The organism is Syntrophales bacterium (assembly GCA_030655775.1).
In the GTDB taxonomy this organism is placed as follows: domain Bacteria; phylum Desulfobacterota; class Syntrophia; order Syntrophales; family JADFWA01; genus JAUSPI01.
This window is the reverse complement of sequence record JAUSPI010000233.1, coordinates 1-22,151: the sequence shown is the minus strand read 5'-3', so window position 1 is coordinate 22,151 and position 22,151 is coordinate 1. Positions and strand designations below refer to the sequence as shown.

Annotated in this window: 12 protein-coding genes; 5 read left to right on the top strand and 7 right to left on the bottom strand. The window is 43.6% G+C overall.

What is annotated here, in order from left to right:
* The 7 genes from Q7J27_12880 to Q7J27_12850 all read right to left on the bottom strand — a co-directional run.
* Positions 1 to 837 (bottom strand): hypothetical protein (locus Q7J27_12880; GenBank protein ID MDO9530034.1); only part of this gene is annotated, 837 nt, incomplete at its 3' end.
* 63 nt (positions 838 to 900) lie between these two features.
* Positions 901 to 2,598, bottom strand: coding sequence for an ATP-dependent helicase (locus Q7J27_12875; GenBank protein ID MDO9530033.1), 1,698 nt, complete (start codon positions 2,596 to 2,598; stop codon positions 901 to 903).
* Between the two features lies 1 nt (position 2,599).
* Positions 2,600 to 4,351 (bottom strand): AAA family ATPase, encoded by a 1,752-nt coding sequence (locus Q7J27_12870; protein MDO9530032.1) that lies wholly within the window; start codon positions 4,349 to 4,351, stop codon positions 2,600 to 2,602.
* A 172-nt stretch (positions 4,352 to 4,523) separates the two neighbouring features.
* Positions 4,524 to 6,560 (bottom strand): hypothetical protein, encoded by a 2,037-nt coding sequence (locus Q7J27_12865; GenBank protein ID MDO9530031.1) that lies wholly within the window; start codon positions 6,558 to 6,560, stop codon positions 4,524 to 4,526.
* Positions 6,561 to 6,575: 15 nt separating this feature from the next.
* Entirely contained in the window at positions 6,576 to 11,096 is a 4,521-nt protein-coding gene (locus Q7J27_12860; GenBank protein MDO9530030.1) for an N-6 DNA methylase, read from the bottom strand.
* 1 nt (position 11,097) lies between these two features.
* On the bottom strand, positions 11,098 to 13,926 hold the full coding sequence (locus Q7J27_12855; protein ID MDO9530029.1) for a helicase-related protein: 2,829 nt from the start codon (positions 13,924 to 13,926) through the stop codon (positions 11,098 to 11,100).
* 33 nt (positions 13,927 to 13,959) lie between these two features.
* On the bottom strand, positions 13,960 to 19,134 hold the full coding sequence (locus tag Q7J27_12850) for a DEAD/DEAH box helicase (protein ID MDO9530028.1): 5,175 nt from the start codon (positions 19,132 to 19,134) through the stop codon (positions 13,960 to 13,962).
* A gap of 795 nt (positions 19,135 to 19,929) precedes the next feature.
* Between Q7J27_12850 and Q7J27_12845 the strand changes: the two genes are divergently transcribed.
* From Q7J27_12845 to Q7J27_12825, 5 genes are all read left to right on the top strand, one after another.
* Positions 19,930 to 20,211: an integration host factor subunit alpha gene (locus tag Q7J27_12845; GenBank protein MDO9530027.1), complete on the top strand. Its 282-nt coding sequence runs from the start codon at positions 19,930 to 19,932 to the stop codon at positions 20,209 to 20,211.
* A gap of 42 nt (positions 20,212 to 20,253) precedes the next feature.
* Complete coding sequence (locus Q7J27_12840) at positions 20,254 to 21,015, top strand: endonuclease (GenBank protein MDO9530026.1); 762 nt, start codon at positions 20,254 to 20,256, stop codon at positions 21,013 to 21,015.
* A 109-nt stretch (positions 21,016 to 21,124) separates the two neighbouring features.
* The gene (locus tag Q7J27_12835) at positions 21,125 to 21,589 is read left to right on the top strand and encodes a putative molybdenum carrier protein (GenBank protein ID MDO9530025.1); all 465 of its coding nucleotides are present in this window, start codon (positions 21,125 to 21,127) and stop codon (positions 21,587 to 21,589) included.
* A gap of 50 nt (positions 21,590 to 21,639) precedes the next feature.
* Positions 21,640 to 21,888 carry a hypothetical protein gene (locus Q7J27_12830; protein ID MDO9530024.1) on the top strand — a complete coding sequence of 83 codons (249 nt, stop codon included), beginning with the start codon at positions 21,640 to 21,642 and terminating at the stop codon, positions 21,886 to 21,888.
* 82 nt (positions 21,889 to 21,970) lie between these two features.
* On the top strand, positions 21,971 to 22,151 hold a 181-nt coding region (locus Q7J27_12825), incomplete at its 3' end, for a hypothetical protein (protein MDO9530023.1).

Genomic DNA, 22,151 nt, shown 5'->3' with positions numbered 1-22,151 from the left:
AAGTTGTACAGGGCCTCCCGAAATACGTGGATCAGAAACGCGCCCGGATCTTCTTCTATTAAAAGATTTTCTGAGTCCTGCATCAATTAAATCCCAAACAACCTCTGACCAGTTTTCTTTATTGCAAGAATTAGTTCGATCATCAAATGATTGTCCAGTATGAAGTAGAAAAAGTTCAAATAATTCGGACGCAAGATCATTATGATTATAGAGATATATGTCTGGCATACAAGAGCCGATTGGATAGGTACCTGAAAGGCCTATGAGTCCACTGTTCGGACATGTTCCCGGCCTGTTATCAATAAGTAAATACTGTGCTCCAGAGTGTGGATTTTTGGGATTAATTTTTCTTTTCTTCCCGTTTAATAATGATCCTGAATTGCAATACTCGAAGTCCGGCCACTCTGTATATAATTTTAATTGATGTGTCTCTGAGGTAAGAACCACGTACGGTTGTTGAGGCGATACCTTGGCTTGATAAAGCAATGCGTTTCGCCGATACATGCCGGATCGCGTTTTATGAACATGAACGAATAATATATCACCAAGTTCACAGAATTTTTTAGTTAGGCCAGGATATTTTACCCTTGGAGTCTGATGACAATAGACAGATGTAAGAGAAAAATGGATTTTATGTTTTCCGAATATTTGATTTAAGGAGTTATAGATAAGGGGAGAGCTATCCAATACAATGCTCGCAATAAAATCATTTTCCTGTGGTATATTGCCTCTTTGATGGCATCGATGCCACGTTTCTCGCATACCATGAATTATGGCATGATGCGTGGAGTTCCATATAGGAGTTCTTTCTTGCCAAAGAATATTAAAAAAAGACATAGTTAATCCCCCGCGTTGATGTCCTAAAATAATTTTAGATTGCTTTTGATAATTAACACATCTTTAATTCAACAACTTCCTTTCCCAAGCCACTTTATTCGCTTCATCCGGAACTGCTATAACCAACAACCTCCTAGGCCTCGTAATTCCAACATATACAATCCTTAGTTCTTCATTTTCTTCTGTTTGAACGTTTCCATTTAATAACGTCTTATAATAACTACCGATACCTTTCTTCTTAAGTAGCACCAAGCTGGCCTCAAAGGTCTCTCCTTTTATTGAGTGAATAGTTCCAATTCTAAAATTCTTTTCGATGATTTGCTTGTTATCGAAACCAAACAGTTGATCAAATGTTAAGACGCTTCCTGATTTCTTTATGCTCATATTCACGTCAAAGTCACTTTTTGATAGCCGTTCATTTGCTTTTTCTATCCATTTTTTAATTGTGCAGTCGGTTTTAGGAAGCATGCTCATAAATTCATAAACGTATTTTCTAAAGTCTATGAATCCTACTTTCTCAATCAATCTTTCGATGTCTTGTTCTGAGCAATAGCGAGAAGAGTTGGCAATCTTGAATATGGCCTTTTCAATCAGCTTGAAACCGCGTCTAAACTCCCCATTATCATAGAGGTATTTACCTTTGGCAATATCTCTGCAGTATGGATCGTCATCCATCCAAGGTAGTTCATTAGGTGAGATTTCTTTGATACCTGTAATTACATTAAAAAAACTTTTGCTTCTATATACTACAGTGACATCATTGGGATTGATATCTATATCCATCGATGTGCAAAGTCCTGAAAAATCGCAAATGGTCTTATTGAGATTCCCCATGTCATATGTCACTACCATAGGTACAAAATCACAATTATTGACATCAAAGTTTATTGCAGTGGAAGTTTCATCTAAAGAAGATAATCTGTACGTACAGTCACAAATATTCTGTGAGCTGCGTCTGTTTTCATTAAGAACTATTGAGTTATCAGACCACTCTTCAAGTTTTTCTGTAAATAGTTTGGGCTTTGCATCATGCCATTCAAAGATTGCTTGATCAGGGTCGCCAACTAATACAACCTCCTTTAGGCCATTTTCAATGAGGTTATCTATTATCCTCATCTGGATTTCTGAGGTATCCTGAGCCTCATCGACCATGAGCATTGGAAATCTATCGATGAGAGCTTTTGAAATATTAGGATAGGTTTCTAAAATCTTCATTCCAAAATAATTCGCATCATCCTGGTTTGCATATCCTGCCCCTATCAGTCTGGATTTGGACACAATTATGTTCTGATTGTTAGTCCAGTTTCTTGGCATGATTGGTTTGTATAATGCGTAAAGATCACCATTCATATCATAGCTCAAGTTATCGAAGAACCTTTCTGAAAAGAATCTTCCCGTCCAAGGGCCGTGGGGTTCACCAACCAATACAGGCCTTGAGTTGCAACCCATAACTAAATGTCCGAACGGGAGAAAAATAAACTTATTTATGAAGCTGTCAATCGTACCCAAGAAATGCGGATAGGGAATCGGTTTTTGAATTCCGAAGTGTTCTGTAATTTGTTTTTCGATTTCCTGCCAGGCAGCATTTGTGAACGAGATGGTTGCAATGCCTTGATATCCAAGTTTCCAGTTTTCCATTTTATGGGCTAACCTGGCAGCTACCGAATATGTTTTTCCGCTACCAGGACAGGCTCTCACAACAAACTTGCCCTCTTTTTCGAACACAATTTTTCGTTGTGTATCAGACAGGGTATCAAACATCTTATTCGCCTTTTACTACCCATTTAATGCCGGTTTTAATGTAACTTGGAACGGTGAAATTTTCTCTTACGTCAGATTCGTCATTTAATTTTATTGCAAGCCTGTGCGCCAATTCAGACTTGGCTTTATTTGAGACGATTTTCTCTATGAAATTTTTTGCGTGATCTTCTATCGAATCACCAGTATCAATCCTTTCGGCAGCTATAGGATGCATTTCCGAAAAAATTTGCAGCAATATTTCTCTGTTATTGCCGGCCGTAAACAATTCGTACTCAAACGTTTGTTCAGCTAATTCCACCTTCAATAAATTCTTCTCCAAATCCTTTGCTTTCTTAGCTCTTGAAGAAACCTCGCCACCGTTATGTCTGTCATCGTCTGTTAATATTACGCATCTGCAATTTAGTCTTGAATTGGGATCATCAGCATTAAATAACTTGCCGAAATGCTCGAATGCCACTCCATTAAGATTAACCAGTTCAATTCCCTTCTTTTCGATATTGTATTCATCACCGATTATTTTAGAAAAAACAGGGATCAATAATGCTTCAGAAATACCTTCAACCAGAATTACTCCATTTGCAAAGAGTAATTGCGATTTTGTGACATCCAGAAATTTCTGCAAATATTTCTTGTTGCTCTCGTTCAGATCCGACCTCTTTATTGAAAATGACTGAATTTTATTCTCTTGGTTTTGAAGAACAATCAGGGAGTTTAAGTCAGCCTTAGCTGTGATAGTGGGCGAATGGGATGAAATGAAAATTTGAAAACCAATTTTATTCAGCTTGTTAAGATAATTGAAGAATATATCCTGAAGCTGCGGGTGGAGGTGAGCTTCCGGTTCTTCTATCAGAAGAGCAATATACGTTTCCTCAATCAATTCTTTTTTTCTTTTTAAATCACCCAACACTGTCGCGGTGTAGATCAGATTATTATACCCAAGACCATTCTGACGTAGATCAAAATATCTCTGATCATCTCCATCCTTGATAGCCTCATTATCATAAACGGGCATTTGAATTCTCAGACTATCGACAATTCTCCTAAATTCAAATGGGAGAAAATCAATTGTTACATTTTGTTCCTTTCCATTTATTGAGGTCTCATTGAGGTGCTCATTAATCTTCTCTCTTCCCTGATCAATCAACGTACTCCATTCTTTGTCGTCACCTAGCGCTTTCCGAACTTTTCCTGCTAAGCTTTCCTTCTTTTTCTCGTCAGTTTCAATATTAGAGTACAGCTCACCTAACCTATTACCCCTAACAGGTCTTAGGTATTGTACTGCGTCTCTTAGTGCACCCAAATGAACGAAATAGAATAGATCGAGCAAGTCAGGGGTTATAGATTGTCCTTCCTTCTCACCACCCCACACCTTGTATCTTACCCTCCTAATCCCCTTTTTTTCGTCGATGTAATATCTAAAATGTAGTTCTAATTCCTGCTTGCCGTCTTTCTTTTCAGATAACAAATCATTAAAAATACCAGCTTCAACACGGTCTTGTATCTCAAAGTATAAATCGAACTCGATGTCTCCTAAGCCGGCACTAGGATTTGTTTTATCTATATGGAAATCACTTTCTGAAACGTAGATATCTCGCCATTGTTTCCCATAGCTAAAACATATTCTTAAGGCATCTATTACGGCTGTCTTTCCTGAATTGTTTTCACCGATAAAGATATTTACGCCTTCATTGATATAAAGCGTCAAATCCCTTATGCATCTGAAGTTTTTAATTGATAATCCTTTAAGAAACATAATATTAAGTCCTTTCTACAAAATCAACGCTCTTTCATTTCTCACTCTCTTTTGGTGAATGGGCTACGCGCGGGTCAGCTGGTGGTGGATCGAGTTTGGTTTGGTATGACTTTCCGGTCCGCATTGCCTCGGCTGTATCATTATGAACAATTAATAATAATACCATATTTTCCTAAAAAAGTGATTCGTTACCATCCATCCTCTCTGGACTCATGGTGCCAATATTTTTTCGAAATAGTAACCCAGCATCATTGTGAGCATCAAGTCTCACTTTTACGAATTCATCTGTTTGCAACTCCGGTGGGGGCGCTGTAGTAGTTGTAACAATGTACTGAAAGGGTGCTTGATCTGATCCGCCGCAGCGAGAATGCAAATTTGCCGCAAACCATAGAAAACTGTGATAAACTCGTACACCTAAGTCAGCTTCACGAGGACTATCATGGATCAGGAATCTCGGATGGAAACCCTTACCGCAAATCCCGAGGATAATGGCACTCATATCTACCAATAAAATCGATAGTGTATCAATGGCTTCTCCTGCCAGGCTATTCTCGCGCGTAATCTTGAACATTATCTTACCGCGCTCACGCGTGACCATGCCACTGTAATCCTTGGATAGCGCTTCCTTGACGGCACCATCGAACACTCGACACAACTCTTCAAAGTGTTCGCTATGCGAGCTAAGCATCTCTTCCAATCGTGTTTCAACTTGTTCCTTTTCTTGATTCAATGAATTCAGTTTATCTTGAAGGTCAAGTAGGTTCGCATGCTTTCGCACTCCATTCAATATCTCTGTCCATGATTGCAATTCCTTTAGCGTTTCCAATATCTCCTGCTCTTGTTGCAAAATCAATCCCAGTCGATCATGTAACCCCCTTCTTCCCTCTAATAGACCTTGACGTTGTTGTCGTAATTTATCTACCTCATTTTCTAGTTGAGTAATGTCGTCTTTAAATTGCGAAATCGCCTTCTCTCGCTTAGTCATATCCTCTTTCGCATGCTTGACATCCACAATTTCGGAAAAGCTGATTAAGTTTAATCTATCGCGTATGTAATGGCAGTCCTTAAGTAATACCTGACCATATCTGCAAATTTCTATATCAAATTTTTCTAATTCTTTATGTTCAAGCCGTGTGTCCGTAAAGTCTGTCTCAAGCTCATTTAACCCTGCTTGGGTAGTCTCCAAGAAACTGATCAGCACAGTCAGTTCCTTTTCATATGCCTGAATTTCTGCTGAGATATCTGATATTTGCTCGTCGAAAGTTATAATCTTATCCTTTAATTCATCGCCTTCCTTTTTCAGACGTTCTTGTTCAATCCTAATTCTATTTGGCAAGCTGAATAGGCCATTTTGCTCCAAGTGAACATCTTCAACGTGATCGATACCAAGAAGACTCTTGAGCTTTTTGTTACAACGTCGACACCAGTATTGGGGTTCCTTTTGACATTCGGCAATATTCCCCCCTGTTTCGGAAATTTCTTTCTGCACTTCTGTCAAACGTTTTGATAGATTAATTTCTTCTCCTGCCAATAGACCGAGAACTGCACGCATAACAAAGTGGCCATCAACTTTGGGTTTCTCGAACGCTGGGGTTTCAGATTCACTCCGAGGCGATCGCCATTGCCAAGTACTCTGAAAACGTGCTTCTTGATCACGAGCACACCACGCAAGAAGATGTTCCCACTTAATTGCAAGTCTTGATCCAGCCACCATTTTCCTGACTAAGTCACGCAGCATTGCATCTTCCAACATATCTCTAAATTTATGATAGGACTCAAAGCTGGGACGATTATCTATCAACTTTTCAATAGCCATATTTTGTGCTGCATAGGAAAACTTAGCGTTCCCAATTGGACGAGCAACTGCCCATTGTTCACCTTGGACATGAACTTCAGCAGCAACGTAGCCTTGAGCAAATTCCGACCTAATTCTTTCGCGAGAACTCTTTGTGCCAAATGTAGGTTCACCCAAACAATAACGTAGTAGCCTACAAAAGCTTGTCTTCCCGACACCGTGTCCGGCAACAACAGTCAAATCTTGATCTCCTTTCTCTTCATCTACGCCCCATATAATATTGAGTCCACGGTGAAGGGATATTTCTCGGATTGTCTGAAGGGGATTTATTGAAGCAAAAAGAACGACTCGACTCACCCACAAACCTGGGTCTGTTTGTTTAAGAGATAATTTGAGAAGGCTATCTGATGTCATTATCAATCCTCCCGATTATATAGACATGGCTTGATCCCGTGAGATTTCTCGATTAATCTCCTCAAACACATTATTGGGTATTCTCGCTCTGGCATGTGTGTCGGCCCGAGCAACAATCAATTCTTCAGCTGCTCTGAGCGCGAAGGGAACAATAGCATCTAAACCATGAGGAAGTTTATTTCGGGTATTCATATAGTTTGGGCCTTCCGACAAGCGTTGAGCCCCTTGGCGATCAGCAATCCTTATGGCCCCGACCATTTCTAAATAATCTCTAATTTGTTTCCAACCCATTAGCTGTCCTTTGGACAGAAACAACAACTGTGTTACTTTTGAGGCTACTATCCTAAATTTTGAATTTTCGGTATTTGTGAGCAATACCTCACAGTGATCCGGATGGGTAGCAAGATAAAGGGCATCAAGGTACATCCCGTTGGGCATGTCTGAAGCAGTCCTCACAAGTTCGAGTGTTGCCGCACAAAGAACTCTTTGAGTTTCAGTCCGCGGGAATGAGGGGTCAATTATGACAGCTTCCATAATTTCTTCGCTTGGCAGATGGGCGACGCGCGGGTCGGCTGGTAGTGGATCGATGCGGGTTTGGTATGGTTTTCCGATTCGTATTGCCTCGGCCAGATCATCGTAGATTTCGAGGATCAAGCGCTTGGTGCGGTATTCTCCAAATCTGTCCTCATCCTTATCCCTTAGAATTCGATAACTATCCAGAATAAAGGCTACATGATCTATAGAAAAACCATAGACATAAAAGAACAAAGCATCCAATTCAGCCCGGATCTGCTGCCGTCGGATTTCGTCCCACGTAAAAGGATTTCCATTATACCCACATTCCGCTGCAAAACCTTCCAACTGCCAAGATGTATAAAACAGTTCTAGAGCCCTTGGTAGGATGAACGATTGGTGGCTATGTATAACTCCCATAGATGGAGCGGCAAGTTGTAAGAGGATGGATTTTATAAAATTTGCACCGAAAAATTTCTGCCGTACCACATAATCAAAAGGAAAGGCGTTCATCATGGTGACAAATAACAGGGATTTTTTTGCTCTATCTGACTCCGATGGGCCCTCCAAGACAATATTCGGCGCTTTATAGTTGAAAGCCACGCCAGCACAAATGCAGGCTACACTTGTCCGAAAATTGGAGATAACATTCGTTGTGTCTCTAAAAGTAATGGCCCAACTGCTTCTTAAGTGTCTCGCTTCTCTGTCAGAAGCTGCGTTCTCATCAGAAATCCAGTATCTTGGGGTAATGTGATAGGCTGGATTACCTTTTTGTTCTTCTGTAGGATTATGTGTTCCCGCTTTTATGCCAAAGCGTTTTTCCCTGGGTATACCCTCAAAAGAGGCAAATCGGTGATCAAACTGCTGAATGAATTTGCCCTCGTAGAGTGGAATGAAAGTATGTTCCCCCTTTTTCATCCGCAAAAACTCGTCCAGTTCAAATCCTTCCGAGGATAATTCTTCAAAATCCCTGAGTTTGTCTGCCTCGGCAGCCATGTGAAGACCCGTTGTATAATGCACCCCCCATTCTGAACTATCATCATTTAGGACAGGAAAGCGATCATAGACAGCCATGACACAGGTCTTATGCCGACTACTTTCAAATGCGGGGACCGTTTTCGTGATGGGATTAAGATGGATAGCTTCATCGCGTGAAATGGTAAATGTTTTCGATACGTCCTTAATCTCCGCTGGGTCGTCAAGATAATAACCGAGAAATATGTTTTGCTTTTGACGGCCTTTTTTCATGGTCAGCAAGGTAAAGCGTTCATGATAGCCAATGTCGGGAAACCATCCTTTCCAGTTTCTGAAATCAAACGCGGATTCAATTCGATCATGTTCAATAAGATATGAGGAAAATTTAGCCCACGTCGGTGACAACATCATACCCGTTTTAATTACAAGACCTGCAGCACCACTACGATCAATGATGCAATCTGATATTTCCACAAATAGAGGATAAAGATTTAGCTCACCAACTGAAGATAGTGGAAATAGACCGCTGGATTTTAGGAAGTGCGCATAAGAAACATCATATCTTTTTTGATTTAACCATTGATCAAATAGTTCAGGATCTGATGAAGAAAGTTCAAGAATCATTCTCCTTCTGCGATCACTTCTTTTCTCCTCCGATATCTCGGGCATACTTGCAAAAAATTCTCTTTCGAGGGTTGTGATTTTTTCCCACGGTGGATTTCCCAGCACCACATCAAAGCCACCACTCCAGTGAAGCTGCTCACTCTCAAGCTCTTCATTTCTGTCTGGAATATGAAAAACATCAGGAAAAGCAAGATGCCAATGAAAATACTGGTATTGATCGGAAAGCCGCCTGATCTCTTCTTTCATCCATTCGGGAATAGAATTTGGTTCTTTTTCTATCCTGCGAAAGATTTCTTCGGTTATCGGATATGGCAGATTTGGCTCTTTCTTCTTTTTCCAAACGAATGCGGCACACCAGGCATCAGCCAGCAATTTGGAAGATTTATAGTCTTGAGATTTGACGATTTTTTCATATTGTGCATGCCGCTCAGATATGCCGTGAATCGTGCTATCATCAACCGCGTTAAGTTGCTCTATATCGGCGGCATATTCAGCCATCTGATTCCATGGTTTTTGATCTTCACGGACACTCCAGAGGGATGTTTGCCCCTTTCGCTCATCCCTGTTTATTTTCCGGTACTTCGTGCAAAATTCCTTTTCGTCTCCTTCAATCGGCTTGAAAACATCATCAGGAATACCTTTTTTTAAGAGGGCGGGCGTCGTTCCCAAAAGACTGTTGCCGCACTGGATATGATGATCAAGGAACGATAGAGGCTTGCCCGGTTCCAAGGACTCCATCCACAGGCTGACCTTGCATAATTCCACGGCCATGGGATTGATATCAACCCCATAGAGGCAACGGCCGATAACGTCACGCAGGGCATGACGAACAGCTTCCGGAGCCGGTTCTTCGTCCCCCGTTCTCACCGCGGCAAGACGTCTGGCAATACGGTGGGCGGCGGCCACGAGGAAATGCCCGCTCCCCGTCGCGGGATCGCATACCTTGAGATTCAGAATGGCCTGCTCCGGATCATCTTTTTTTGCCGCTTCGTCCAGAACAGGATCAAGGGCACTGTCCAGAAGACAATTTATGAGGCTGGAGGGTGTATAATAACTGCCTGTGCTTTTTCTCTCATGGCCGGCAGCTATCTTGAGATCGAATGTTCCGCTTTCAATGCTGAGATCCGGATGCATTTCCAGTAGCGATTCATAAATGCTCCCCAGTTCTTCGGAACCCAGGTTCTTGTAGTCCACGGGTCTGCGCACACCGTTATCAACTATAAATACAAGGTGGCGAACCGCTTCCAATAAATCAAGGTTTGAAATGTCGCAGTCTATAAGATCAGCAATCGCATCACGTGACCATAGCAGACTTCCCAGCGCCGGGAGGCCAAGTTCGGGACATCCGTTTTTGTCGCCCAGTTTTTCGAATACGAGGAGAAGCATCCTTCCGAGATCGGCATGCTTTGTGCCCCGTTTGCGTTCCGCCATCTGACGCAAACGTGATGTAGAATAATAACTGACATAACGTTCCTTTGCATCGGCATTTGCCTTAGGATCCAAAAGGAGCTCACGATCCTCGGCTACAAAGAGAAACAACATCCGATAAATGAAACGCAGGAGTTGACGGTAATAATCCTGTTTGTCAAGCTCGCCGGAACGCAATTTATCTTTCAGAATACGATTGCCCGGGCAAGAAAGGAACCCGTGACCGAGAGCTTTTATTGCATTTTCTACACCGCTGTGGAGAGTATCCAGTGCACGCGCACCTCGATCCTGGGCATGCTGACACCATTTTTCAAGCCGGCATTGCTCGGGACGTTCGCTTTCAACACGCGACTGGTGACATACCAGCCACAAGACAGCAAAATCAGCATATACCTCCCCGTCCATTATTGTTTCAAGATCGAATTCAACATAGGCCTGTCGGGTCAAGCTGACATTATCGCGGAGTATCCGCAGCAACAATCCGTTGGAAAGAAAAGCCCACAGGTGGTCATCCGATCTGTTCAGAAATTCCTGTCCAAGGCTGTGCGGACTCGTACGGGCAGCTCCAATCGCGCCGGGTGTCCGCCGATCCAGGTCCAGTCGGCAACCGACCAGATGAATGGGGGTGTTTTGCCATGTATGTGAGATGGGATAGCTTTTCCCTTCAATATTTAGCGCCTTCGTTGTTTGAAGTCTGCCGTAGCCGAGCTCCTGAAAAAGAGGCAGGAGCCACCGTTCCCGTGTTTCCGTTGTGCCGGTATCTGTTTCAGACAATTTTTCCAGGGCATTTTTAAATGATTTCCATGCGCCTGTTAAACGGTTCCATGACCGGTTGATCGCTTCGTTCAGTTTTTCACCGGGATAGAGATGATAGTCAGCCGGTTTCAAACCTTCAATATCGCCGTCACCATCGGCAATTCGCTGGAGGAGATCGGCCGGAAGCAAACCGCCTTCGGTTCGTATGGTAGTGAACAGATTTACGCGGCGAGTCTGCATGTCAGGCACCCTCCGGACTTGGCAGATAGACATACAAGCCCAAAATGTCGGGCGGCAATTTGGGCTCTATGCGATGCCTTACATTCTTAATGCGGGATGCTCGACGTACACGACGGTGCGCGTTGAGCAATTCTTCTCCACGAATTTTCGCGATTTCATCTAAATGCGGTCTCAGCTCGTCGAAATTGTCAAGAATCCGCTGCAACTGGTGCCGGGCCACATCCGGTTGGATATTAATGTCCGGTTTTGCTCCCAGAAGGTTCTCCACCTCATTGCCTGGAAGCCATTCGGCATTATTCGGAGCGCCTGCGAATGCAATCGTTTGACAATCTTCTGCCAAAAGTGTTTTTTCTTTTTCGTTATAGGCGGTGACAATGTGATAACGAAAACGAACCAGCATAACAGTAGTGCGCCGCTTGACCAGGTCTGTGCGAATCACCCCTGCTCTCTGGGCAACACAGTTCGAAAGCGGGTCGAGGGCAGTATCCATAACATAGGATGCTGCCGCTTCAACAATCGGATGTGTTCTATTAAGATAGAGAATGTCATCATGTACCGGCAATTCAAAACGGGCCTTGAATTTGACCGGACATGGGAGAACGTCACGCAAGCCTGGTGGTGTTTCCGTAAGATCAAATTCATATACGCCGTTGTTTTGCTGTTTGACAACGGCACCATGTGCCTCAAGTACCTGCCGCAGAAATGATGAGACATTTACACCGGATCCTATAGCTTCTCGCACGGCTTCAAGCTCTTTGGCAACTTCTTCCACTTTAATGGTTCGCTGGGCAAACATAGAATGAGATCGTTTCTCGCGTTCGGAGACGTTTTCCCACTCCTTGTAAAGTTCTTCCTTTTGGGGTTTGAAAAGGTCTTCAAACAGAAACAACTGCTCCTGAGTAACCTGTCTTTGTTTTTCCCGAAGGAGCAGTCCTTCAAAGATTGCTTCGATGACCTGATTGGTATCGACTGGCACTGGCACCGATATACCGGTGGAACTGCGAATTTTCTTGTGTTTCTTAATCAATACCTCAAGAACAATGCCGTCGATTTGATTATCAGTGCCATAATAAGTAACAACCCGGACCTCTTTGCTTCCCTGCCCGAAACGATCCACGCGCCCCTCGCGCTGTTCATGGCGTGTCGGATTCCATGTAAGATCATAATGAAACACTGAATCAAATTTCTTCTGAAGATTAATGCCTTCACTCAGGCAATCTGTGCAGACGAGGACACGTTTTTTTGATTCACCAAGTTTCGCAACACGCAGTTCACGCTCCTTAGGCGGCAGCTTTCCCGTAACCGCGATTACCTCGACGCCACTCAGGCTCTTTCGCAGTTCATTGGCCACGTATTCCGCAGTCGCTATAAAACGACAGAAGACAATGGGGTGAAAGCCGTCTTTGAGAAGTTCTTTGATAATACCAGTTGCCTTTTTCAGTTTTTCATCTTTATTGCCTCTCAATTTCTCAGCTTGTCTTGCCATATCGAGAAGGCGGCTTCTTTCTCTTTTTTCATCCGGAGAAAATTCTGAAACATCGGCCCCGGGCGCTATGTCCATCATTTCGGCTTCTTCGTCCCCATCCATATCCAAAACGGTTCGACGACCGATTTCATCAACATCCTCTATCGCGTCGGCATCTGCTGTCGAAGCTCGACTTCTGAGGGTAGCCACGGCCGCATCCGGGCTGGAAGCCAGACTTCTCAACAATGCCAGGGCAGACCACCATCGCACCCTTTGATGTATTCTGCTTTTGTCCGACGTGCTCACCATCTCGCGGGCATAATTCAATGCCCTATCGAACAGTTTTTTGTACTCGGGGGAAAGCGTATAGGTTTCTTCTCGTTCTTTCCGCGTTGGGAAGGTTGTCTCCTCCATATAATCTTCGATGTCCTTGCGCCTTCTCTGAACGAAATACTGTGACAAATTTCGCCGTACACTTTCATGTTCCTTACCGGTAAGGTCTTCCGGAAGGTTACTGAAATCTGAATTCAGGAAAGATAAAAGGTGTCGGAAGGCATCATCCTTGCCCGTATGGGGTGTTGCCGTAACGAGTATCAGATGACGATCCGGTTTCTCAGAAATACTTTTGAGCAACTGATACCGCTGGTGACGCCCGCCTCTATTAACGTCTGCAAAGGTACAGGTATGGGCCTCATCAACAATAATCAGATCAGGGCAGGTGCGAATGAATTCATCCCGTCTGCGATCTGATTTGATGTAGTCCGTGGACACGATGACGTGGGGATAAACTTCAAAGATGGATTGGTTGATGCCGCAGTTCCGCTCCAGGCGCCGGGCCGTACTGGATAAAACCAATTCGGCGTTGATATGAAACTTGTCTTTCATTTCTTTCTGCCATTGTTCGGCAAGGTGAGGTGGACAGAGTACTCCAATGCGCTGAATTTCTCCGCGATCAAGAAGTTCGCGGGCAAGCAGACAGGCTTCTATCGTTTTTCCGACGCCCACGTCATCCGCGATCAGCATCTTTACAGGATCTAATCGCAAAGCCATCAACAGCGGTACCAATTGGTAGGGGCGAGGTTCAACTGCCAGTTGTGCGAATGAACGAAAAGGTCCGGCGCTTGCGCGGAATCCCAGACGCACCGCGTCACGGAGCATACGACAGGAACGATGGTCACCTATCTGGGCCGGATCGGGCAGATCAAATTGCGCGGGCTTAACCGTTTCCAGAGGTAGATAAATTCCTGCAATTTCGTCATCCGTGCCTCCAAGGGGCCTGAGAACGAGCAAGTTATCCTTTGATTCAGGAAGTACCACCCATTCCCGCCCTCGCGCTTCAACTAATGAACCTACCGCAAAATCCATAACTTCTCCCGGAGATTGTCTTTTTTGTTTATCCTAATGCGTCTTTACTGTTCCAAAAACATGGGGAAACTTTTCGATAATTATTTCCCAGTCATCCTTATGACCAAAGCGTATAACAGTATAGCCCAGATCTTCAAAACAGTCTGTTTGCTGATCATCACGCTTTGCACGATCCGGATAATCATGTATTGGTCCATCAATATAGATGACGGCCAAATCATTTGCATAGAAGTAATCCGGCCGTGATTTGCATTCCTCGAAAAATACCTGCGCTTTGGACGGCAAATTGAGATCGCGTTCGTCCAGAAAACTCAGCCACTTTTTTTCGAGACTTGATCCTGCCTGATTCATCAATCTTTTGAGGTGTTCAGCCCGTGGTAATTCAGTGGGCGATACGACAACTTTTGATTTTGAATAATCAAGAAGCAGATCACGAATTGATTTGCGATCAAGAAGGCGGTGGTCTCTCTGGTTGCTGTAAGTCATCAGACAGTCATAGCAAGCTGCTTCGCAATCTTCGTTGGATCTTGGCGCGCGCCCCATATCCTGCCCGGTTACAGGGTCAAAATGACATATTTCCATCGCATCTTTTGCGACATACGCGAATGCTTCCGGATCAGAAATCAGTTGCCTTAATACACCGGCGCCACCTTCCGCCGCTTCATAAATAAGAATCACCTTTCTTTCTTTCATACTGGGCAACGGTTCGGCCGCCAGTTCATTATCCTCTAATTGATATGCGGTCTGAATAGCCTGTTTCAGCGCAGCCTGGAGTGATGCCATTTGCGTATCGTTTAAAGGCTTTTCCGGTTTGAAAATAAGGCAATTCCTGTGGTCTTCAACGAATGGTATAACACGTTCTGTTTTTGTGCTCATCGGATCGCTTTCATCGTCTTCCGCGGCCTGTTCATTCCTTGCCCAGTATCCTCGTTCCGTATCGAGAACAAAACCTAATTGATTCACATTCCTCCGGCGCGCCCATCCCAAATTGATACGCCAGAGTGTCGCTGCATGACCATACGTCAATGTGGCAAGCAATTCACCGTCGGATTGTTTAAGAAAGGCTGTTCTGAAGGAAGGCCTGCCTCCGTGAACGGCAAACCGAACGCCCGTTTTGATTTCATAACCCAGCCTGATTCGCTCTTCCTCGTCACAACTGATCCTGTCCCTTCGTTTCGTTGATACGTTCTGAAGGCGAAAAAGCTGCCGTAAAGATGATTCTAATGGGTGTTTACAATAATCACAGAGATCTAAACCCGGGTCACCATCTGAAATCGGGTGCAGATAACCGCAGTTAGGGCAGAGTTTCGCTGTGGTAGTGAGGACATCGTCATCACCAACAGGCATAATAACTTTATTAATAATATAACGGGAACCTTCATGATAAATGATGCTCCGTGGTCCGAATTCAGAAATTGCCAGGAATCGAGGGCGGGAAAGGAAATCATCCCGTCGTCTAAGACGTCCCGGGATATATGCTGAAAGAGGAAGCCTGGGAAAATTATATCCCGGGAGAAATCCCTCACTGGCAAAATAGCGATAGCTATAGAAATCTGACTGAATCACACTGCGCGCTTCGAGTAGTAAATCCAGCTGGGCTTCCGCCTCCCGGCGCAGCCGCTTGGCTTGCTTTTTATCATCTATGCTTCGGGATGCATCACTGATAATTTTATGCTGAGTCTCTCTCTGTTTTGCAGCAGACCGATAAAGGGAACGCCAGCGCTCGCAGGACTGCTCAAAGCTCAGGAGAACTTTATTCAAAGTATCTTCCAACCATCCCTCACTATGCCAGTCCGCTATAGATAGATCATTTTCTATACTTTTCAAGACACGCGTGGAGTTTCCTATGGCTGTTTTCCTGGCCCGTTCATTCAAGAAACTGTCATGCACTGACTCGCTCAGTGCGAGAGTGGGATTTCCCCCTTCAACATTAAGTACGTCTTTCAGGGAGTTCCCCAAAGATTGCCCTGTTGCTGATAACCACACTGCATGAATATGGGATTTTATGAGATCTTCATTGCCGAGTTCGAGTTTCGGAGGCGCAACAGCACCCGCCACCATCCGGTCAGGACGTTTGAAGAAGTATTGGTCATGGGGGCTGCCGGTTGAACAGTAGGCAAAAACCAGGGCCGGCTGACCGCTCCTTCCGGCACGGCCGCTTCTCTGTGCATAATTGGCAGGTGTCGGAGGAACGTTTCTCATATTCACTACATTCAAGGTCGCTATGTCTATGCCTAATTCCATTGTCGGTGAACAGTAGAGGATGGGTAATCGCCCCTCCCGAAAAGCATCTTCCCGCTCTTGTCTGAGTTCGCCGGGTACCTGCGCAGTGTGTTCTCTTGCTTCTATCCCCTTTCCTTCTGCCGCAATATCTTTATAGAATGAAACGAAGAAAGGATTAGGTCTTCCGCCTTCTTTGGATTCGGTATGAACACGAAGCACATCGTGGAATGGCTTTGTTCCATCACCTGCGATCCAGTGCATTGCGGCTGCGGGGAGTTGATATCCTGGAACCTGATCTTCGTTCTTCGCAGGCATTACCTCCTCTACGAGCCCTGCTACTTTCAGAGATTCAAGTAATTGCCTGATAATTTCCTCAGTGATTTTAAGGTCAAGTTTCTCTGTATAATCAGGAAATGTTGTTACGCGACGAAGATATTGTCCAAAAAGGCTTCGAGGGGATAAAAAGAAATGACCCCCATAATCTTTCTTTTCCTTTTTCCGTGGGAAGAGTATCGATGCTTCCATCAATCGTTCATTTTCATCGATGGCCCAAGGTGGAATGAGCCGCTGATTGCTCTGCTGTTTCACTCTTTCCTGAAAATTGGGATCGAGATAGTCCACCTTGATTGCCAGTTCTCTTCTCATCAGATCAAGAAGTACTTTACACACATTAAATCGTGTTTCCGGTTTAGCTTCGAGGAGTGTAGAATGACAACCTTGCCATTCATCTTCGGCTTCACAAAGTTCTTTAAGGGAATCGTATCCAATTTCCAGAAGACCGCATTGTTCCAGGTTTGGTGATACGACACGCCATCCTCGTCTCAGGTCATGATATAACCGGTAGCAGACAACATTTCGTAATGCCTTCTTTGTTTCCTCTAATGCGCGAAACTTAATAGTGGCATCGGATGTATATAGGCCCAATGGCAGATCCAGTGAGTCAAAGACTTTCTGGCCAAGTTCATCGTGACGCAATCCTGCGGGTCCCGCATTAAGTGCGGCTTCGTAAAGTGCGGAACGAAGGAGGCCTATTTCTACAAAATCATTGAAGTGTCCAGCCTGTAAAGACGCATCCTGTCGGTTGTCTGTAAAACTGAGTAATTTCCGCGCTTCTTTCTTAAGGCTCTCTTCCTTTTTAAGATGTCGGATTGCGGCAAGGCTGAGGATAGTGGTAGCAGTGCTTCTACCTTCCGTTCCCAGTGATGTTAGTTTGCCGAAATCAGATGCCTGCCGCGCCCCATAAGAAACACCGCAGTTTGGGCAAAACCGGAAAGGCGATTTAAAATAGTGATAGAGATTTCCGTCTGCTGATTCACAGCCATCGGCCTTTATACGTACACGTTCAGGAAGATTTTTCTTGTAATTCTTTCTTATCCTTAACCCCGTCTCATCAAGCCAGTCGGTAGGTAAAATTTCAATGATTTCTTCCATGCTATCCGGCCATGGTTTTTCTGAATTGTAATAGAGGTATCCGGGTTCACTATTGTCATCATGATAGCGGTCGGAGATTTCTCGTTGTGTGAAAATGCTTTGATTTGTGTCGGGATCTCGCTCAACGCGGACACAGTAATATTCCTGCCCGCATTCTCTGCAAAAAACTACCGGCAGCAGAACTCGTGATCGGTCTCCCGGAACAAACTGTTGGCCAAATACTGTAATAAACCTGGAATCTTCCGGTTCGATTGATGTGTAAACATTATCCCCACGGCTGATGAACTGGTGCAACCGAAATGCGAAGACAGGAAAACGAGTATCTGGGTCTTCGCACCGATAACCTGCAAGTAATCCTTCCTGAATTGCCTCCCTGCAGCGCTCTTCAGGTACGTTTATCAATTCACTTAATTGTTTTGCTGTGCCTTCATCTCCTGTTATGCTTCGGGGAATTGTTCTAATCAGTCTGCCAGACTGTGTTTCGGTAGTAATACCAAAGGTATTTTCAATCCATATGGATAAAGGATCTGTTATAAATTCGGAATAATCCGTCGGCGGATGTTTATCCGGATCAGCCACACGTTCTTTTAACCTATCTAAGAATGAAGTATCTGACAAATCAATGGCTTTAGTTGCCCTTCTTAACGTTTCTCCAATCACCATTTCAGGCTCGACAACATCTCCAAAGAGCTTTGTGGCAACATCCGCAATTTCTTTTCTTTGTTCCTTGTATGTTCCAGGTCCTGCCAGAGTCGCCGAAGTCCCTACATGCTGCAAGTTTTCTGCATTACACGCATCCCTTAATCTCCGGACCAGCATTGCCACATCCGCACCCTGTCGCCCCCGGTATGTATGTAATTCGTCGAGCACGAGAAAGCGGAGGCCCTGTGCTGCCGTAATAATATTTTTTTCATAGGGTCTTGTCAGAATTAGTTCCAGCATCACATAATTTGTGAGAAGAACATCCGGCGGGTTTGCTATAAGAGACTGCCTCTCTTCATCCTTTTCCTGGCCGGTATATCTGGCAAAACGAACCGGCTCTGCGCCCTTGGGGTAGCCATAACATAGAAATTTTTCGAGCTCCCCCATCTGGCTGTTACACAAGGCGTTCATAGGGTAAACAATTATCGCCTTGATTCCGTTTCCGGAACCTGCACGAAGCACGTAATCAACAATGGGTACTATATAGGCAAGACTTTTCCCTGAACCGGTGCCGGTAGTGAGAACATAGTTCTTTCCAGTTTTTGCGGCGTTAATGGCATCTGCTTGATGCTGGTGAAGTAGTAGAGATTGCCCTTCATCGTCTGGGCTTTCTTTTATTCTAAATATTCGTCTGCATTCTTCGTTTAAAACACCCCCTTGAACAAGCTCGTCTATCCATTTGCCTGGCTTAAATGAAGGATTTAACTGGATGAGAGGATCAGGCCAGAGGAGACCTCTTGTAAATTCATCTTCAACACGATCTCGAATCTTTGAATCTTTGATCAGGATAAAGCTTTGAATATAATCCGAGTAATCTTTAATCAATCGGTCCCGTAAACCGAAGATGTTCATAGAATTTCCTCCCGACAAATAGATTGCTAAAGCCGGATTTGGCAAACAATAAATTCACAAAAAACCCCGCCTCTATTTAAGAGCAACGGGGTTTTTATGATTATCTGCCATCTTTCGGACCTTTTTGTGTTAGAAAGAAAAGATCGTTTGTTGTTTAATGCATGATACCTACTGTTATTTCGTTAAAGCTTCTGTATAGTTAACAAAAAAGGCTTAAATGTCAAGGAAATTTAGAACATTAACGGGTGCTCCTTATCTGTGGATACCTTCACATCAATGAAATTGTTTTTCACATTCAATAAACCTGAGGCATTGTAGGTGGCGCCAATAATCGGCGCATTTCATTTTTTCTCCGATCACTCCTGCGCAGTACGGGTTGAAATCTGCTACAAAATCGCATCGGCCTTACTTACTGACTTCAATAAATAATCGACAAGTAGCTGATATGTTCGATATCATCGATAAATAGATTAAACAGAGAAAAGATAATTTTGAAAACCCCAACATCTTGTGCCTGAAATGTCAGTGCAGAAATTCAAGACAGTGCTATAACAAGGACGAAAAAATCGGCTTCTGAAATTTTAAGATATTCGTTTACTGTATGTAACAAAATTATAAAATAACTCATTACAAACAGCTTGCTGTACGTAACAAACAATAATTGACTGGTAATTTGTTAGCGGTCATTATCTGTCTGTTTTTCCTTGACAAAATTATGCTATGCAAGTAATTCTTCTCTGATAACGATATACGCCTTAAAAAAACCATTCTATCACCAAAGGAGGCATTTCCCCCATGGCCCTTACAAAAGCAGAGATAATTAAATCAATCCAAGACCAGCTTGGTTTTCCTCAGAACAAATCCGCAGACATATTCGAATCCTTTTTGGAAATAATGAAACAATCACTTGTGAATGGTGAGGATGTCATGATCAGCGGATTCGGGAAGTTCTGCATCAATGAAAAGAACGCCCGGAAAGGAAGAAATCCGCAAACAGGAGAAAGCATCATATTGGAACCAAGAAGAGTTGTTACTTTCAGGTGCTCTTCGAGGCTAAAGGATAAAATCAACAATTGATGGACACATAATATCCAAGGTAATCCTGATAAAGGAAAAGTGATGAAGAGAATTGCATCATTCCTCATAGCTTTGGCAATAATCTGCTTGATCGTAAGTCTCTCCTATGCCACCGATAAAGGAAACACCAGATTCCAGTCATTCAGCAAGGTAAAGAAGGTCCTCTTAAGACAAGTTTACTCAGACCATCTCACAACGTTTTACTGTAACTGCCCCTTCACCATGGATAAGACAATTGTCCCATCAGACAAGTACACTCCAAAGAAAGAGGGGAATCGTGCAAATAGGGTTGAGTGGGAGCACATAGTTCCAGCCCATGCATTCGGCCAGAGTTTTCCAGAATGGAGAAATGGACATCCTGAATGTGTAAGCAGTAAGGGAAAACCATTTAAGGGACGCAACTGTGCCAGAAAGATGGTCGTCAAATTCAGATATATGGAATCAGATATGTATAACCTGGTACCCGCAGTAGGAGAAATAAACGGATTGCGATCTAATTATAGTTTTGGAATGATCCCGGGGGAGAAAAGAGAATTTGGAAACTGTGACATGGAGATTGAAAACAGAAAGGCGGAACCGCCACCGGAAAAACGGGGCAACATTGCAAGAACGTATTTCTATATGGACTGGGCATATCCGGGGCATGGTATTATCAGTAAGAAGAACCGGAAACTCTTTGAGGCATGGAGCAAAGAAGATCCCGTTGATGCCTGGGAATGTGAAAGATGTAAGAGGATAGAGAAGATTCAGGGAAATGAGAATTTATTTGTAAAGGAACCCTGTCAGGCTGTGGGGTTATGGTAGCTGATAAAAAAGGGGTAGCAAATGGTAGAATAACTTGATTCAAAGGAAATTGCTTCGTTCAAAGAATTATTAACGGCAAATTCAATAACCAATACAGATAGTGAATACCATGATCAAAAAGATAATTTCCGGCGGACAAACAGGCGCAGACCGGGCAGCCCTTGATGTTGCTATTAAAGTAGGTATTCCACATGGTGGCTGGATACCAAAAGGCCGTAAAACCGAAGATGGAGTGCTGCCGGATAAATATCAGCTGCAGGAGATGTCCACTACCAGCTATCCAAAGCGAACCGAACAAAATGTGCTGGATTCAGAAGGCACATTGATCGTGTCTCACGGCAAACTCAACGGAGGTTCGGCACTGACCAGAAAACTTGCCGGGAAACACAAGCGCCCATGTATTCATATTGACATGGATAGATTATCTATTACCGATGCAGTGGATGCCATTAAAGAGTGGATTGGCTATAATGCAATACAGATCCTCAACGTAGCAGGTCCAAGAGCCAGTAAAGATCCAGACATATACAACTCCACAAAGGAGATACTGGAAACTATGCTGGCAACCAAATAGGAACAATGGCAGAATTATTTAACACGGAGACCCTCAATACTTTGTAAATTATGAACAAGATCATTTCTTTCAAAAAACACGGAGAAAGTTGCGCGAACTGTGTGTATTACGTTCCCAGACGTGATAGCGGCTATACACATATGATTGATGGTCCTCCCAGTGAATACTGTACCCATCCTGACCGAACCAAAGGAGATTATCTTATTGATAGTATTATTTCAGAACTCGGATTGCATCGTGAGCCTCATCAATGGTGTTCCAAATATAAAAAAAGAATTGTAGAAAATCCCCCTGAATAGTACACATCACCCAAGGGTTTCACCATGAAAAATGTCCCAGATTTACAATCTGTATTCACTTAAGTTTTTTGAAATGACTAAATTGGACAATATAATACAGATAAAAGAAGAGACTCTGGATATTCAAAGCAAACTGATGAGTTCTGATGTCGAAGAAGTGATGGCTGCCATGAAGAAATATGAACAACTGGTGGATCGGTTTTATCACGAAAGCGGAGATTTTATGGCACCAAAACAATATGAAGCTGCGAAGAAAGATCTTG